Raw genomic sequence first — 16,426 nt, 5'->3', positions numbered from 1 at the left:
CTTAGCCTCCTGCCTGAATACGCACAGGACGGTTTTCACGGTCAATCGGATGAATTTTCTGCTTTTCGCGCAATAGATGCACCCCGCCGATCACCACATAATCAGACGGCTTCAGTCCGCTGAGCACCGGCACGCTGTCCCGGCCATAAGCGCCAAGCGCCACAGGCACCTTGCGTACAGTATTATCCGGCTGCACGGTCAGGACATAGGCTTGCTGGCCTTGCGCAGATACACTGGACAGCGGCACATTCAGCTGGCCATTTTCGGCATGGCTGAAAAATACCCGCGCGCTTTGCCCCAGCTGAATCTGGGCATTGCCTTCGCGCAGCGCAACTTTCACACTGTAGGTCCGCGACTGATCTGCCGCCGGAGAGATTTCACGCACATAGGCATTCAGCGGCTCATTCGGCTTAGACCATAATGTGACTTTGGCCGGCTGGCCGGCTTTAATTTCAGCGATGGCCTGCTCGGGCACGCCAATGACCACTTCACGCTCGCCATTAATGGCCAGCTGATAAGCGGGCTGGCCAGCAGAAACCACTTGCCCCACTTCAATATTGCGCTCCGTAATCACCCCGCTTTTATTGGCTGTCAGCTGGTTGTACTGAGTCTGATTGCTGCTGACGTCATAGGCGGATTGCGCCTGCTTTAAATTGGCTAAAGCCGCTTTATACTGATTTTCGACAGCATCATATTGCGAACGGCTCACAGCATTGATCGGCAGCAGCTGCTGAAAACGCTTCAATTCCCCTTCAGCTGTTTTGACTGCAGACTGCGCGCTTTCCAGCTGCGCACGATTGGCATTTTTCTGCAGTTCTGCATCTTTTACATCCAAGCGGGCCAGCACCTGACCGACTTTCACCTGATCACCGACATCCGCATAACGCTCCGTAATTTGACCGCCTACACGGAATGCCAAAGCCGTCTGCTGCCGCGCCTGCACATCTCCGGCATAGCTTTTCTGCTCGGCATGCGCGGCAGCCGGCTGGGCCACCATGACCAATGGGACTTCCTGTTCAGTAGACGACTGATTTTTGCTGCATCCCCCTAAGGTCACACCGCAGACAATAATCATGCTGGCAACAGCGGTTTTTATCGTGCTCATGAAGCTCGCTCTTATATCAAAGTAGTTTTTGAGGCAAAATAGGTCTATTAAAAATTGATTGTTTTTTAATTAATAAACCATGCGGTACATTAATTGTTAATTTAAGATAAAATCAATGACCTGAATGACATTTTTGGAATTTTTTTGCACATGAATGCTGGACGTCCAAAAGACTTTGAAAAACGCAAGCGCATCCTGGATGCGGCCAAAATCTTATTTTTAGAGTGCGGCTATCATGGCTGCAGCATGAATAAAATTGCGCAAAAAGCCGATACCACCAAACTGACGGTGTATAACCATTTCCAAGATAAAGACAGCCTGTTTACAGCCGCGATTGCGGAAACCTGCGACAAGCTGATCAGCGCGCAGCCGGTTCATTTGTCAGCAGACAGCAATTTTCTGCAGGCGCTGCAGCATGCCTGTGAACTGTCTTTAAATATTGTCAATTTGCCCGAAGCATTGAAAATGGAATATCTGCTGCTGGAACTGGCTTCGCAGCATAATCCGCTGGCGCAACAGTTCTACAATGCGTCGCATCAGAAACTCTGCGGGCTATGGGAAAATTTCTTTGAACAGGCGATTGCGCTCAAATTTGTCCGTCCGGATGTCCCGCGCACGCAAACCATGCTGATTTTTTCACTGCTGCTGGGCCTGCGCCATCATGAAGTCTTAATGGGCATCCGCACCGTTCCCGATCACGCAGAGCGGCAGCAGATTATTCAGGACAGCATGGCGCTGTTTCTGCTGCGCTATGGAACAGGCGCTATCCCTTAATAAATTTTCCCATGCGGATGAATTTGGCCTAGGTCTTGCTATTTTCTAAGCAAACTGAATCCGACTTTTGTCTGTGCCTGCTTGGATTGTCATTGAATCAGGGTATATTCAAGTCAGAACAACCGGAGAATGCGAAAAAATGATTCAACAAATTGATGCTCCATTACGTGACGATGTACGATTGCTGGGCAACCTGCTGGGCGAAACCCTCAAGCAGCATGCCGGACAAGATTTGTTTAATCAGGTTGAACAGATTCGCGCCCTCGCTAAAGGCGCACGGGACGGGCAAGCCGAAGCTGAAAAGCAGCTGGAACAATTGTTCTTAAGCCTGGAAGATGATGAAATTCTGCCGCTGACCCGCGCGTTTACCCATTTTTTAAACTTTGCCAACATTGCCGAACAGTACCATGTGGTGCGCAGCCGGCGTCAAAGCGAATTTGATGAACAGGCGCCATCGCCTAACCCGCTGGACCACTTATTTCAAAAATTCAAAGACCGCGACATTTCTGCTGAAACGCTGTACCAGCAGATTTGTGAATTAAAAATTGAACTGGTGCTGACCGCGCATCCGACGGAAGTCAGCCGCCGCACGCTCATTCAAAAATATGACGGCATTAATGACTGCCTGTTTAAATTCGATCAGCAGAAGCTGACGCCGCGTGAGCGCCAAGCGGTACTGGATGACTTAAAACAGCTGATCTGCTCTGCATGGCAGACCGATGAAATCCGCCAGCACCGCCCAACGCCGGTCGATGAAGCCAAATGGGGCTTCACCACCATTGAACAGACACTTTGGAATGCCGTACCGAAATTCATGCGTGAATTGGACGGCATGGTGGCAGAACATTGCGGCAAACAGCTGCCGCTGACCATTGCGCCTGTGCGCTTTGCCTCTTGGATGGGCGGTGACCGCGACGGCAACCCGAATGTCACGCACAGCGTGACGCAAGAAGTGCTGTGGCTGTCGCGCTGGAAAGCCGCAGACCTATATGTGCGCGATATTGAAGACCTGCGCTGGGAATTGTCAATAGAGCAGTGCAGCGCAGAACTGCGCGAGGCCTTGGGGCAGGATCATCCTGAACCTTACCGTGAATATTTGCGTGAAACCCGCCAGCGATTGAAGGCTACACGCCATTGGCTGTCAGAAAAACTGCGCGGCGCAGAGGCTGACGACAGCCAAGTGATTAAAAGCAAAGATGAACTGCTGCAGCCATTATTGCTGTGCTACCGCTCACTCATTGCCAGCAACCTGCCTGAAATTGCCAATGGCAAATTGCTGGACTTTATTCACCGCGTCAACTGCTTCGGCATTGAACTGTTAAAACTGGACATCCGTCAGGAATCCGGCCGCCACCGCCAAGCGATTTCTGCCATTACGGAATATCTCGGCCTAGGCAATTTTGAAACATGGACCGAGCAGGCGCGCCAGAACTTCCTGCTGCAGGAGCTGCAAAGCAAGCGCCCGCTGCTGCCGAAACATTTAAATGAGCCGAAGCAAAGCCTGATTGAGCATCCGGATGTGCAGGAGGTCTTTGCCACCATGCGTACTTTGGCGGCTCAGCCTCCTGAAAGCTTAGGCGCATATATCATTTCCATGGCGGAATATCCAAGCGATGTGCTGGCAGTGCTTCTGCTGCAAAAAGAAGCCGGCATTCAGCAGGCGCTGCGCGTGGTGCCGCTGTTTGAAACCCTGAAAGATTTGGATGGCGCATCCGACACCATGAACACCCTGTTTGGCATGCACTGGTACAAGCAGCATATTCAGGGCAAGCATGAAGTGATGATTGGCTACTCCGACTCTGCCAAAGACGCAGGCTTTATGTCGGCCAACTGGGCGCAGTACCGCGCGCAGGAAGAGCTGACCGAAATTGCGAAAAAACACGGCGTGCAATTGACCTTATTCCACGGCCGCGGCGGTTCAATCAGCCGCGGCGGCGCACCGACTCAGCAGGCGCTGTTCTCTCAGCCGCCGGGCTCAATTTCAGGCGCGATCCGCGTCACCGAACAAGGGGAAATGATCCGCTTTAAATTCGGACTGGAAGGCATTGCGCTGCAGAATTTAGAAATTTATACCGCTGCCACTTTAGAAGCGACCCTGCTGCCGCCGCCTGAACCTAAGCAGGAATGGCGCGCGCTGATGCATAAAATGACCGACCTGTCTGTTCAGGTTTACCGTCAGACTGTGCGTGAAAATCCATATTTTGTAAAATACTTGCGTACCGTAACGCCTGAACTGGAGCTGCAAATGCTGCCGCTCGGCTCACGCCCTGCCAAACGCAAAGTCAGCGGCGGCATTGAGTCTTTGCGCGCCATCCCTTGGGTTTTCGCTTGGACACAAATCCGCTTGATGCTTCCCGCATGGCTGGGCACTGGCGCAGCCATCAATCAGGTGCTGGATCAGGGGCAAAAAGCAGTCTTAGAAGAAATGCTGCACGAATGGCCATATTTCCAAACCTTAATCGATATGCTGGAAATGGTGCTGTCTAAATCAGACGGCCATGTGGCGCTGTATTATGAGTCGCACTTAACGCAGGATGAAGACTTAAAAGCCTTGGGTGAAGAGCTGCGCCAGCGTTTAAAAGATGCGGTGCAGACTTTGCTGGCTTTAAAAGGCGAATCCAAGCTGCTCAGCAGCAATGATGTGCTGGACCAGTCGATGAAAGTGCGCAAGCCGTATTTGCTGCCGCTGCACTTGCTGCAGGCAGAACTGATGAAGCGCCGCCGCGCCTATTTAACAGAGCGTCAAGCCGAAAACACTCCTGTTGACCATGCCCTGATGGTCAGTATTGCCGGTATCGCTGCCGGACTGCGCAACACGGGCTGACCGCTTAAAACCTTTCTAAAAGGCATATCTTCAGGATATGCCTTTTTATTGAGCGGTTATTTTAGAATCCACACCTTTAATCATAAGTTAAATCAAAAAAATTTATGAGAGGCCTGGCCTGGGCTTAATCTGATTAACCACTGATTTAATGTGACTTATAAAACAAAAAACATTTACCGTACGGTAAAAAAATAATGAAAAGTCATAGCATTAGTTTTAATCTTTTTTTATTGCAGCGATTAAATCTTCCAAAAAAGAAGCGTATGATGTGCACAATTTAGATTTTGAGTGCTCATTTTATGTCCAATTGGTTTCCCAAATGGCGCCCGTATGAAGGCAGTATTGATGCACGCCCTGTAGGCACCAATGAATATCTGCCGCCCGCGCAAAGTGCTGTATTGGGGATACAGCATGCTTTTGCGATGTTTGGAGCCACGGTTCTTGCGCCATTTTTGATGGGCTTTGATCCGAATTTGGCCATTTTAATGTCAGGCCTCTGCACCATCCTGTTTTTTATTATGACAGGCGGCCGTGTTCCAAGCTATCTGGGTTCAAGCTTCGCTTTTATTGGCGTGGTTATTGCCGCGACAGGTTACGCAGCCTCTGGCACTGGCGCTCCGAATGCCAATATTGCCTTGGCTGCCGGCGGCATTATGGCCTGCGGTATTTTATATGCGATTTTCGGCTTCATTGTCATGGCGACCGGTACCCGCTGGATTGAAAAACTGATGCCGCCGGTTGTGACTGGCGCTGTCGTGATGATTATTGGCTTAAATCTTGCGCCTGTAACGGTAAAAGGCGTGATGGGCAACAGCTTCAATATGTGGATGTCACTGGTGACTGTGATGTGCATGGGCTCCATTGCCGTGTTCACTAAAGGCTTGTTGCAGCGCCTGCTGCTGCTGGTCGGCCTGCTGCTGGCATATTTGATTTATTACATTGTTTCCAACGTGATGGGTTACGGCACGCCAATTAATTTCACGCCGATTCAGCAAGCCGCTTGGTTTGGCGTTCCGCATTTCCATGCGCCTGAATTCAACGTCAATGCCATGCTGATTATTGCCCCGATCGCCCTGATTTTAGTGGCGGAAAACTTGGGCCATATTAAAGCAGTCAGCGCAATGACCGGTGAAAACCTCGATCCGCATATTGGCAAAGCCTTTGTGGCAGACGGTGTAGCGACCACCCTTTCAGGTGCTGTCGGCGGCCCAGGCATGACGACTTATGGCGAAAACATTGGCGTCATGGCGGTCACCCGCGTCTATTCAACCATCATCTTTGTGGTAGCGGGCGTGTTTGCCGTTTTCTTAGGCCTATCGCCAAAATTCGGTGCCATTATCCATACCATTCCTAGCGCGATTTTAACCGGCGCATCCATTATTGTGTTCGGCTTAATCACCATTGCCGGGGCAAAAATCTGGATTGAAAATAAAGTCGATTTCTCTAAAAATAAAAACCTGATGGTGGCTGCCGTGACCATTATTCTAGGCACAGGCGACTTTGCGCTGCAATTCGGCAATTTCAATCTGGGCGGCATTGGCACCGCTACTTTCGCGGCTTTAATCTTAAACTGGTTCTTCAGCTTAGGGGATAAATCAGAATAATCTGATGCCTTGAAAAATTGACAGCAGCCCTCGGGCTGCTTTTTTTTGGCTTTATCTTTTATGCAATTGATGCCTTTAATTTTTTCTATAATTGAGCGGCATATTTTAAGTCTGAAGATTTTGGGTAAAATAAAGCCTTCTGATAAGAGCACGCATGTATGCGCTTAGATCTGTTTGACCTGCAGCTGGTGTTGAATATTGTGGAAACCGGCAGTCTGACCAAAGGCGCTGAACGCTCTGCAATTTCACTGCAAGCCTGCAGTGAACGCATTAAAAAACTGGAGCAGCGCTATGCGGTCAGTCTGTTTACCCGTCATGCTTCGGGGGTCAAACTCACTTTAGCCGGGCAAACGCTAACCGAGCATGCACAGCAGATGCTTAAACAGGGCCGCCAGCTGGAACAAGCCATGGCGCCCTTTGCTGCAGGCCTCAATTCCAATATGGTGCTATGGTGCAATTCATCTGCGCAAAGTGAATACCTGCCCCAGTTGCTGCCGCAATATTTAATGCAGAATCCCAATGTTCAAATTGAACTGAAAGAAGCCGAATCCAATGAAATTATCGCGGCCATTGAACAAGGCACAGCGCAGCTGGGACTGATTTCGGGCTTTTTTAAATCCAGCCGCCTGCAGACACTGGAATTTGCCGATGATCCTTTGGTCCTGATTTGCCCGCAAACACATGCGCTGGCAGGCCATGCTCCGATACAGCTGGCCCAGACGCTGGCTTATCCCTTTGTCGGGCTGATGCAATATCATTCCCTGCAGCAGTCCATTGAAACGCAAGCCAGACTTTTGGGCTGCAGCATTCAATACCGCTTGCGCTTGCCCAACTTTGCCGCCATTGCGCAGGTGGTCGCCAATGGGGTAGGAATTGCGATTATGCCTAAGCGGGCAGCCCTTCGCCTGCAGGCACTGTATGCCTTTCATTTTGTCGATTTAACTGGCGATTGGGCCAACCGCAAACTGCTGCTGACGGCCCGAAGCTTTGATGGATTAGCTTTGGCCTATCAGCATTTCAGCCAATTTCTGATTGCGCAGCATCACACCTTGCAGCGCAATTAAATCCAGCCAAACTGATGCAGCGCCATGTAGCTGCCCAGAGCAATTAATCCGGCAAAAAATACTTTACGGAACTTTTGTTCCGGTATGCGGTAACGGATTTTCTTGCCCGCCCACATCCCGATCAAGGCCGGAAATAAAGCAATCAAGGACATCTGATAATCCAAAGGCAGATTATCCACAGGATTTTGTTGCAGAAAAACGGCAAGGCAGATGGTTGATGTGGTAAACGCCAAGCCCAGCGCCTGCACCAAATCATCCCGCTTCAGCTGCAGCCCCTGCAAATAAGGCACTACAGGAATCACCACCACGCCTGTCGCCACCGTCAGCGCGCCGCCCAGATAACCGATAATAGGAGACAGCCATTTTTCATGGGCCGCAAAATTCGGCAGGCTTTTGGCGCATAGGCCATATAAGCCATACAGCGCCAGCATGCTTCCCAGCAGCGCCTCACTTTTAAACTGGCCATGGCCCAAAGTTGGGAAAATGCTCCAGATCGACCCTGCGATAATCCCCAGCAGCAGCGGCCAAAAACGGCGGATCAGCTGCAGTACGCGGCCTTCTGCAAACAGCTGCCAAAAGTTGGTCACCATGGAAGGCACGATCAGCAGCGTGGCTGCTTGAAATGGACTGATCACCATGGTCAGCAGCCCCATTGCAACTGCAGGCAAGCCTAAACCAATGGTGCCCTTAATCATGCCGGCAACTGCAAATACCGCGATAACAAACCAGATCATGTGTTCACTCAAATATTCTTTAGCGCTATGGTAAAAAATTCTGCTGGGCTGAAATATCACTGTTTTTCGAATCAAGCCTCAATCAAATATTGAGGCTCTTGCGGTATAAAAAAAGCGCCAGCTGCTGGCGCTTTCAACTGCATTTTCTATCGTTCAATACACATCACGGCGGTAGCGCTGCTGCAAGCGCAACTGCTCAAATGCAGCTTCGCCCAAAATCTCAGTCAGCGCATCATCCACGCCTTGCGCCATGCCATGCAGGCTGCCGCACAGATAAATATAAGCGCCCTGATTCACCCATTCGCACAGCTGTTGCGCTTTTTCTGCCAGAAGATGCTGCACATACTTTTTAGGCAAATGATCGCGTGAAAAAACCGTATCCAGCGTATGCAGAACACCGCTGTCTTTCCAGTCTGAAAGCTGCTGCTCAAAAAGAAAATCGAACTGCTGCTGGCGTTCGCCAAAAATCAGCCAGTTTTGCTGGAAGCCCCATGCTTGGCGCTGCTGCAGATGTCCCATCAGCCCCGCAATACCGGAACCATTTCCAATAAAAATCACTGGCTTATCAATTTTTTCTAAATGAAATGCCGGATTTTTCCGGATATGCGCCGTAATGCTTCCACCTAAAGACGCCCGCGCAGTCAGCCAGCCTGAACCGACACCTAAATCCTGTGCGGCGACGTGCTGACGCACCACCAATTCCAGCTGATTTTGCTCAGGAATCGAAGCGATTGAATAATCCCTTAACGGCAGCGGCTCAAAGCGCGAAATCCACTGCATAAAGCGTTCATTCTGCTGGCGTAAAGGCGGCTGACGCAGATTCTTCAGCTTGAGGGCATGGCTGGCCTGCGCCTGATCCGAATCAGCTGGATGCTGCTCTAAAAAGCGCTGAATCTCTGTGCCGGCGTTTGCGCTTTGCACTTCAAGAATATCCCCGGAATGCCACTGCTGATTTTGCACAGACAGGATGACGCGGTACATGGGACCGCCGCAGCTGCCGGGGTTCAGCAGCTGCCTATCTATCAAGCGGAAATCTGTCCAGCGCTTATCCTCATGTGCCATATCCAGCTGCAGGCCCGTCACTTGCTCAAGATGATGTGTCCAAATGTTCAAATCTGCTGCTGAGGACTGATCAACACAGACCAAATCAAACCACGGCTGCGCATTCTGCTTCAGCAGCCATGCATTCAGCGCCTGTCCAAAATGGCAAAAATTGACATAGCGCCGGTCGCCAAATGCCAGAATGGCATACGACATGTGAGCAAAATCAAAAGATTGATGCAGCATCTGCTGCTGAAAAAGCTGCGCTGTATCGGGCGCATCGCCTTCACCATAGGTGCTGACCATCCAAAGCACTTTAGACGCCTGCTGAAGATGGGCCGGTTTCAGTTCCTGAATATTTAAGCTTTCAGCGCACGCGCCGGCCTGCTGCAAGCGCAGCGCGGTTTGCTGCGCATACTGCTCGGCCTGCCCTGACTGGCTGGCATAAATAATCAGATAGGCTTGCGGGTTTATATCCTGCCGACTGCGGCGGCTTGAGGCCCGCTTCGCAAAAAATAGCCACACTAAAACCAACAAATGAATGAAAAGCAAAACCGCAAAAATGCTCAGGAGCAAGGCTGCTGCAGATGTCATGATAAATGCCTATACAGCCGACCAAATCAGCGCAATCAATACGGCCAGGCTGGCTGCCGTCAGCAATAGATGCGTTACTAAGCGGGACTTGATGCTTAAGAATAAAATATAGCCTGCCAGTGACAGCGCCAAAATCAACACGGCACTGATGTCAATCAGCCAGCGCCATGCGGTGCCTGAATTCTTGCCGCGATGCAGATCATTGATCAGCGACACAGCAGATGCCGGTTTTTGCGTAATCTCCACTTCACCCGTATCCAGTAAAGCCCAAATGTCGGTCGAACCTGCAGGGCTTTCCAAGCGGATCATGACTTCACCATCTATAACTTCACTGCTTTGGTAACGCCCGACCACAGTTTCTTTTTGGCGGATATAGTCAAGCAGCGCATTGGAAGGGTTTTCCTGCTTCTGCGCTGCCTGAAGCAGATTTTCAGGAAGCTGGATTTTGACAGTTTTTTCATCTTTGGCCGGATCAAACCATTCAGGATGATTGAGGAACAGCCCGGTCAAGGAGAAAAAGACAAGCACAATAAATGCGAATGCGGATAGCCAGCCATGCACATAGCGTGCATGGCGGTAAAAATCACGGCGTTGGTACACAGTTTAGACCTTAATGAACCATGAAAGGGATCAATGGATTTTTTGGAAATTCATTTTAACGCTGCCAATTTCAGTTTGCGCCGGCAGGCTTTGGCTCGAAGCTTTCGCTTTCACATCAAGATTCATCATTTGATAAGAGTGATCACCATGTTCGCGGGCCGTTTCAATATGCACAATATATTGGCCGGCCGCGACAGCTTTACCGCTGTCGTCTTTACCGTCCCAGACAATTTTGTACTGGCCCGGCTGGCGTGACGGCTTAGCGACTGCATCCAATTTTTCCATTTGACGGCCGTAGCGGCGCCACCAGACATAGTTCGAGTTAATCCATTTTTCATCTTTCCCCCAAACTGCAAGGGTTCTGACTAATTTTTTATCGGCATCCGTCACCCAGACCGAGACATACGGCGCGCGGTATTTTTCCACATTGATTTTCGGAATCATGACGTCAATAGCCGCTTGATAGCCGGACGGCCATTTGGCAGATGAAGCGCTGGCGACCGCCCGCATTTCAGGCTGCGCCGCTGAAGCTTGCAATAAGCCGTTCCAGCCCGCGCTTTGATAAGCCGCGCCGTTGCTCATGGTCAATTTCGCTTCATAGCCGGCCAAAGCTTCAATGAGCGCCAAGCCTTCTGCCGGCGGCATAGCGGCTAAAGCGGTTGCTAAAGCATCTGCATCCGCCGCGCAGGTTCCCACGACCACGCATTGCTCAACCTGCTGCAAAGGCATGCCTGTTTTCGGATCCAGCAAATGCGATTGGCCTGCCAATGTGCGATAGCCTTGACCGCTGAACGCCACGGCTTGGTCCTTTAATTTCAGCACCTCTGTCGGCACCGCAAGATCATGATGATTGAAGGCATCCTGCACGCCGATGCTCCAGCCGTCTTTTTGCGGCGCGCTGCCCCAGACACGGATATCGCCGCCAATATCAATCAGCAGGCCTTCAGCTGCCGGAACTTTGTTCCGGGCGGCCATCATAGCGCGGTCAATGATGTAGCCTTTGGCATAGGCATCCGGCGCGAAAGACACTGCAGCATCCATCTTGATCTGCTGTGCAGACTCATCCATTGCCACACTGTCAGGCTTTAACAGATTCAGCACCTGCGCATGCGTAGCGGTATCCAAATCGACAATGCCTTGCGACTTTTCCCATAAGCCGATCAATTGGCCCAGACGCGCATCAAACGCGCCGCAGGTTGTATCTCGCCACGCTTCACAGGCGGCAATCACGTCAAAAAGCTCAGGAGAAACAGCGCCTGCTTTGTTTTTATTGAGGGCAGAAATTTCACTGTCATCACGCCAAATCGACAGCTTTTGCTCCAGCTGGGCGATTTCGGCCTGAATCGCGTCCAATGCTGATTTCGCATCAGCTTTAGACACGCCGGTCACCACAACATCCAAAGATGTACCCAGCACATAATCACGGTGGAAACGGTGCGCTTGCACGGTTTCCTGTTCCAGCTGCGCATGCTTAGCCTGAGGTTCAGCAGCCTGCAGGCTTAATGGAGAAATCAGCGCCAGCGCCACAACCAACGGCGTTAGACGGAATGCTGTCCGTGCAGGCTCAAGTTTTTTTGCAGTAAATGACACACTGATTCTCCAGAATATTTTGTAGAATTTTATTGATAATGATAGTAGTTATCAAGTAGATTACAACCGATAATTTCGATCTAAATTTGGAGTATGGTTCAATGAATCATTGGTTAAAAATAGCTTTGCTCTCTTCTTTGCCGGTTTTGAGCCATGCACATACAGTCAGCCCTTTTATTTTGCCTGATGCCTTTGATGTGAGCGGCGCAAATGTCAGCTTTCAAAGCGCCATGACCGTTGAAAAATTTTTCGTTCCAAGCAATAACTTCAAAACCAGCTACCTCATTACGCAGCCCAATGGCCAGCAGCTGCCGATTGAAGCAGCCGCTTCGTTAAAGCGCTTTAATGTTGCGGAAATTGAAACTGCAGAAGACGGCACTTACCGTATCCAGACCAAAGATGCTGTCGGCAACAGCGGCAAATACGCATTGATTGATGGCCGCTGGCTGCGTGTCCGCCCTGTCCGTGCGCCAATGCCAGCGAATGCGCAAAAAGCGCCTGAAGCGCCAACACCTGCTGATGCCGCGAAAGCTCCCACCAGCGCGCAGCCGCCCCGCATGATTGCCGCAGATCAAGTGCCTGCAAATGCGCAGGCCTTGGAAGTTAAAAATATCTTTATTGCTGAAACCTACATTACAAAAGGCAAGCCTAGCGCAATTCCAGCGCCGTCAAATAAAGGTTTCGAGCTTAAACTGCTGACGCACCCAAGCGAACTCTATGCCGGTGAAGCATTAAAAGCGCAATTCCTATTCAACGGCAAAGCTGTTCCAAATTTAGATGTGGAAGTCTTCAAAGGCGCAGGCAGTTTAGATGCTGAAAAAACCAAAGAGCTTCCTGCAATCAAATCGAATGCGAAAGGTGAAATTGCAGTGAAATTTGAAAAAGCGGGGATTTATTTAATTACCGCAGCTTATCCAGAAGCGAATCCGGACAATACTAAAAAACCGCAAGCTGAATCATTGACTTATGGCTTGACTGTAGAAGTAGCTGAATAACGTTTACAGCCGTTGCCGCATAAAAAAAGCTCCTGCAGAGGAGCTTTTTTTTGTTTTGAGCGCCGAATTAAGGCCGGATTTCTTTCAGCTCGCGGCGGATGAAATGCTGAATCATTTCGCGATAAATCTGCTCCACCAAATCCGGGTCTGTCCCTTTTGCTTCAGCTGCTGAACGCACCTTTTTAATGACCTCATCCACCCGTTCCGGTGACTGAACATCTTGAACTGTGCGTTTGAAGCGCACAGCCTGATCCACATAAAATTGGCGCGCCGCAATCAATTCAATCAGCGCTTCGTCAATCGTGTCTATTTGCGCGCGGGCTTGTTCTAAAGATTCAACTTTATCTTTGTTCATGTGGCTTCTGTTCACTGTCAGCGGTGTTTTCACTTTTATACTTCTCTTCTAACACATTACTGAAAATACTTTCAATCATCCAAACACGGTATAGGCTGTTAAATACATAGCTTTGACCGTCAATGCGCAGCTCCAGCACTGGAAAATCAGGCTGTGACTTCATTTCACAATGCATATCATTTTCTTTCAGCAGCCCTTCCACATCCGACTCGGTCAAGTCGGCAATATCCAAGTCCTGCTGTACCTGCTGAAAATGCGCCTTAAAGGATAAGTCTCTGCCCTTGGTCCACACCGCCTGCAAAATCTCATACATCGCTTCTATGCGCTGCTCTTCCGGCATGCTGTAATACAGCTGCGCCATCTTCTGAGTGGCCGCTTCTGTCGGGCGGCAAAATGGGGTAAACGCCACCTCTGTCCGCTTGGACAGGCGGTTGGCCAGACTCCAGTCAAAAAAATCACGGCCATGATAGCTGAGCGGGTAAACATTCAGCTGGATATTGTAAAAATCCGCCAGCTCTTCCTTGATATACGCCAGCAGCAGCCATGAAATCGGGTCTTCCAGCGCAATATACAAATCCAGTTCTGGATCCAGCGCCTGAATTTCATTCAGCTCTTCTGCATCACTGATGAGATGCTCACGCCATTCGATATGATTGATCAGGAAAATAGGATTATCCGTCAGCAGCTTCTGCTGTTTTAAACGGCGGGTTAAGCGCAGCAGATCATCCACTGCTGAGTATTTCCGTTCACCGAACTCGAAGTAGCTGGCCAGCACAGGCGTTTCGCTGAAAATACGCTCCGGAAAATTTTGCGGCTGATGATGGCGGCTGGCCATGGCGTGCAAGGTGCGCAATTTTCCATACTGTTTCTGCCACAGCATATGGAACACGTCTTCCAGCAAATATAAAAAATCCTGCCCGCGCAAAGGGGTATTTTTAAGAATCGTTTCAGCCTGATGCAAGGCTTCGGCTGTCGGCTGTTCGGGGGTGTCATGAAAACTGAAGCGATGCTGTTTGGATAGAATTTTGGCATCGTTTAAACAGTACTGCTGCCATTCTACGGCAGACATATGATTTGGCGGCTCGCCGCTTTGATTGGAAATATGAACTTTTAAGGGCTTCAGTTCATCACTGAGGATTTCTTCCAGCTGAGGCAGCTGCTGGGCGGCTAAGTAGCTGTAAACATCATCTAAGCGCAGATAAATACTTAAACCTTGTTCCGTGGGTAACACCGCTTGACGAGTCGGTTTTTGATAAAACCAGCTCGATCGGATTGGATCAAACCAACGGCGTAACAGTGACATGAGATCAGCCTCGAAAAAAAACCCTTGTGTGCTACAAGGGTTTATAACAATTTGTTAGGGAATGATCAATTATACATCTAAATTGAGATCCGTAACTGCTCCTTTTTCAGCGCCTGTCGTCAATTTAGCAAACTTCGCCAAAGCTCCGTAGCGGTAGTTCGGTTCAGGTTTGATCCATGCCGCCTTACGCGCCGCCAGTTCGTCATCGGAAATATGCAGTGTCATTTCACGGGTTTCGGCATTAATAGAAATTTTATCGCCATTTTTAACCAAGCCGATCGGCCCGCCTTCATAGGCTTCAGGCGTCACATGGCCGATCACAAAGCCATGGCTGCCGCCAGAGAAGCGGCCGTCGGTGAGCAGCGCCACTGATTTTCCTAAACCTTTGCCAATAATCGCTGAAGTCGGCTTGAGCATTTCCGGCATGCCCGGCCCGCCTTTCGGCCCTTCACCGCGAATCACCACCACTTCGCCTTCCTGCACTTCACCGTCCAGAATGCCGCGCATGGCGCCAATTTCACCTTCAAATACCCGCGCCGGCCCTTCAAAATACAGCCCTTCTTTACCGGTGATTTTCGCCACGGCGCCTGTTGGCGACAAATTGCCTTTCAATACCACCAAATGAGAGTCTTTTTTGATTGGCGCGTCAAAAGGCAGAATGATTTGCTGCCCTTCCGGATAGTCTTCGACATCGGCTAAATTTTCCGCCAGGGTTTTGCCCGTCACAGTTAAGCATGAACCGTCCAGCATGCCGGCGTTCAGCATCCGCTTCATCAGCGGCTGAATGCCGCCGATCGCAATCAGTTCAGACATCAGGTATTTCCCTGATGGACGCACATCCGCGACGACAGGAATATCTTTGCCGATTCGGACAAAATCATCCAAAGACAGCTCTACCCCGGCGGTATGCGCCATTGCCAATAAATGCAGCACCCCATTGGTTGACCCGCCCAGCGCGATCAATACTTTAATGGAGTTTTCAAAAGCCGCCTTGGTCATGATGTCACGCGGCTTAATGTCCAGACGGAGCAAATTCATCACTGCTTCGCCGGCGCGCATGCAGTCAATTTTTTTCTCTTCTGAAACTGCTTCCTGAGCCGACGAACCCGGCAAGCTCATGCCTAAGGCTTCAATCGCAGAAGCCATCGAGTTGGCGGTATACATTCCGCCGCATGAACCCGGCCCCGGCAGCGCGACTTCTTCAATTTGCTTGACTTGGATCTCGTTAATTTCGCCTTTGGCGTGCTGCCCGACGGCTTCAAACACTGAAATCATATCGGTATGGCCTGCACCCGGTTTAATGGTGCCGCCATAAATAAATAAGCCGGGGCGGTTTAAACGGGCCAGCCCCATAATGCAGCCGGGCATATTCTTGTCACAGCCGCCAATCGCAATTACGCCGTCATAGGCTTGACAGCCCACCACTGCTTCAATGGAATCGGCAATAATTTCACGTGAAACCAGTGAGTATTTCATGCCTTCCGTGCCATTCGAGATGCCGTCTGAAATCGTAATGGTATTGAAAATAATGCCTTTGCCATTCGCCGCATTAACGCCTTTTTCGACTTCGCGCGCCAAACCGTCGATATGCATATTGCAGGGTGTTACATTAGCCCAAGTCGAGGCAATGCCAATAAATGGACGGGTAAAATCTGCATCGTTAAAACCCGTAGCGCGCATCATGGAACGCGCCGGCGCATTTTCAATCCCTTCGTAGACAGGTGCTGAATGTTCACGGATATTGTCTTTACTCATTATTTTGTTCCTTGGCGATGACTGATTGTAAGCTTCAGCCTTTGGCGAATTCTTTTAATTGATTGTATAGAAAGCAAGCTGCACATAA

At 50.1% G+C, this 16,426-nt stretch carries 13 protein-coding genes; 5 read left to right on the top strand and 8 right to left on the bottom strand.

Going from position 1 to position 16,426, the window contains the following annotated elements; translation table 11 throughout:
* Position 1: 1 nt before the first annotated feature.
* A complete protein-coding gene (locus AZH43_RS08340) occupies positions 2-1,105 on the bottom strand; it encodes an efflux RND transporter periplasmic adaptor subunit (protein ID WP_067668630.1) in 1,104 nt (367 codons plus the stop codon).
* Between the two features lie 150 nt (positions 1,106-1,255).
* Between AZH43_RS08340 and AZH43_RS08335 the strand changes: the two genes are divergently transcribed.
* The 4 genes from AZH43_RS08335 (at position 1,256) to AZH43_RS08320 (ending at position 7,371) form a co-directional block, all read left to right on the top strand.
* Complete coding sequence (locus AZH43_RS08335; RefSeq protein WP_067668629.1) at positions 1,256-1,879, top strand: TetR/AcrR family transcriptional regulator; 624 nt, start codon at positions 1,256-1,258, stop codon at positions 1,877-1,879.
* Between the two features lie 139 nt (positions 1,880-2,018).
* Complete coding sequence (gene ppc, locus AZH43_RS08330; protein ID WP_067668681.1) at positions 2,019-4,703, top strand: phosphoenolpyruvate carboxylase; 2,685 nt, start codon at positions 2,019-2,021, stop codon at positions 4,701-4,703.
* Between the two features lie 299 nt (positions 4,704-5,002).
* Positions 5,003-6,307: a solute carrier family 23 protein gene (locus tag AZH43_RS08325; RefSeq protein WP_067668623.1), complete on the top strand. Its 1,305-nt coding sequence runs from the start codon at positions 5,003-5,005 to the stop codon at positions 6,305-6,307.
* A gap of 158 nt (positions 6,308-6,465) precedes the next feature.
* Positions 6,466-7,371 (top strand): LysR family transcriptional regulator, encoded by a 906-nt coding sequence (locus tag AZH43_RS08320; protein ID WP_067668621.1) that lies wholly within the window; start codon positions 6,466-6,468, stop codon positions 7,369-7,371.
* Here AZH43_RS08320 and AZH43_RS08315 read toward each other — a convergent pair.
* The 4 genes from AZH43_RS08315 to AZH43_RS08300 all read right to left on the bottom strand — a co-directional run bounded on the left by AZH43_RS08315 (position 7,368) and on the right by AZH43_RS08300 (position 11,930).
* The gene (locus AZH43_RS08315) at positions 7,368-8,105 is read right to left on the bottom strand and encodes a sulfite exporter TauE/SafE family protein (RefSeq protein WP_067668620.1); all 738 of its coding nucleotides are present in this window, start codon (positions 8,103-8,105) and stop codon (positions 7,368-7,370) included. The two genes, AZH43_RS08320 and AZH43_RS08315, sit on opposite strands and share 4 nt — an antisense overlap.
* A gap of 153 nt (positions 8,106-8,258) precedes the next feature.
* Positions 8,259-9,740: a sulfite reductase subunit alpha gene (locus AZH43_RS08310; RefSeq protein ID WP_067668618.1), complete on the bottom strand. Its 1,482-nt coding sequence runs from the start codon at positions 9,738-9,740 to the stop codon at positions 8,259-8,261.
* A 9-nt stretch (positions 9,741-9,749) separates the two neighbouring features.
* Positions 9,750-10,340 (bottom strand): PepSY-associated TM helix domain-containing protein, encoded by a 591-nt coding sequence (locus AZH43_RS08305; RefSeq protein ID WP_067668614.1) that lies wholly within the window; start codon positions 10,338-10,340, stop codon positions 9,750-9,752.
* Between the two features lie 30 nt (positions 10,341-10,370).
* Positions 10,371-11,930 carry a DUF2271 domain-containing protein gene (locus AZH43_RS08300; RefSeq protein ID WP_067668612.1) on the bottom strand — a complete coding sequence of 520 codons (1,560 nt, stop codon included), beginning with the start codon at positions 11,928-11,930 and terminating at the stop codon, positions 10,371-10,373.
* 101 nt (positions 11,931-12,031) lie between these two features.
* On the opposite strand from AZH43_RS08300, the gene AZH43_RS08295 reads away from it, so the two are divergent.
* The gene (locus tag AZH43_RS08295; protein ID WP_067668611.1) at positions 12,032-12,925 is read left to right on the top strand and encodes a DUF4198 domain-containing protein; all 894 of its coding nucleotides are present in this window, start codon (positions 12,032-12,034) and stop codon (positions 12,923-12,925) included.
* Between the two features lie 67 nt (positions 12,926-12,992).
* Here AZH43_RS08295 and AZH43_RS08290 read toward each other — a convergent pair whose 3' ends face one another.
* From AZH43_RS08290 to ilvD, 3 genes are all read right to left on the bottom strand, one after another.
* Positions 12,993-13,280, bottom strand: coding sequence for a chorismate mutase (locus AZH43_RS08290; protein WP_067668610.1), 288 nt, complete (start codon positions 13,278-13,280; stop codon positions 12,993-12,995).
* Positions 13,267-14,583, bottom strand: coding sequence for a hypothetical protein (locus AZH43_RS08285; RefSeq protein ID WP_067668608.1), 1,317 nt, complete (start codon positions 14,581-14,583; stop codon positions 13,267-13,269). Before AZH43_RS08285 ends, AZH43_RS08290 begins: the two co-directional genes overlap by 14 nt.
* Positions 14,584-14,652: 69 nt before the next feature.
* Positions 14,653-16,338: a dihydroxy-acid dehydratase gene (gene ilvD, locus AZH43_RS08280; protein ID WP_067668606.1), complete on the bottom strand. Its 1,686-nt coding sequence runs from the start codon at positions 16,336-16,338 to the stop codon at positions 14,653-14,655.
* Positions 16,339-16,426: the final 88 nt, after the last annotated feature.

Origin of the sequence: Acinetobacter pragensis, assembly GCF_001605895.1 — a bacterium.
GTDB lineage: Bacteria > Pseudomonadota > Gammaproteobacteria > Pseudomonadales > Moraxellaceae > Acinetobacter > Acinetobacter pragensis.
Note: the sequence above shows the minus strand (reverse complement) of the source record. Positions and strands in the feature narration are given on the sequence as shown.

Bases quoted from the DNA above. Each gene is read 5' to 3' on its own strand.
- AZH43_RS08290 (WP_067668610.1), bottom strand. From the start codon at position 13,280: ATGAACAAAGATAAAGTTGAATCTTTAGAACAAGCCCGCGCGCAAATA.
- AZH43_RS08325 (WP_067668623.1), top strand. From the start codon at position 5,003: ATGTCCAATTGGTTTCCCAAATGGCGCCCGTATGAAGGCAGTATTGAT.
- ppc (WP_067668681.1), top strand. From the start codon at position 2,019: ATGATTCAACAAATTGATGCTCCATTACGTGACGATGTACGATTGCTG.
- AZH43_RS08310 (WP_067668618.1), bottom strand. From the start codon at position 9,740: ATGACATCTGCAGCAGCCTTGCTCCTGAGCATTTTTGCGGTTTTGCTT.
- AZH43_RS08335 (WP_067668629.1), top strand. From the start codon at position 1,256: ATGAATGCTGGACGTCCAAAAGACTTTGAAAAACGCAAGCGCATCCTG.
- AZH43_RS08320 (WP_067668621.1), top strand. From the start codon at position 6,466: ATGCGCTTAGATCTGTTTGACCTGCAGCTGGTGTTGAATATTGTGGAA.
- AZH43_RS08295 (WP_067668611.1), top strand. From the start codon at position 12,032: ATGAATCATTGGTTAAAAATAGCTTTGCTCTCTTCTTTGCCGGTTTTG.
- AZH43_RS08315 (WP_067668620.1), bottom strand. From the start codon at position 8,105: ATGATCTGGTTTGTTATCGCGGTATTTGCAGTTGCCGGCATGATTAAG.
- AZH43_RS08340 (WP_067668630.1), bottom strand. From the start codon at position 1,105: ATGAGCACGATAAAAACCGCTGTTGCCAGCATGATTATTGTCTGCGGT.
- AZH43_RS08285 (WP_067668608.1), bottom strand. From the start codon at position 14,583: ATGTCACTGTTACGCCGTTGGTTTGATCCAATCCGATCGAGCTGGTTT.
- ilvD (WP_067668606.1), bottom strand. From the start codon at position 16,338: ATGAGTAAAGACAATATCCGTGAACATTCAGCACCTGTCTACGAAGGG.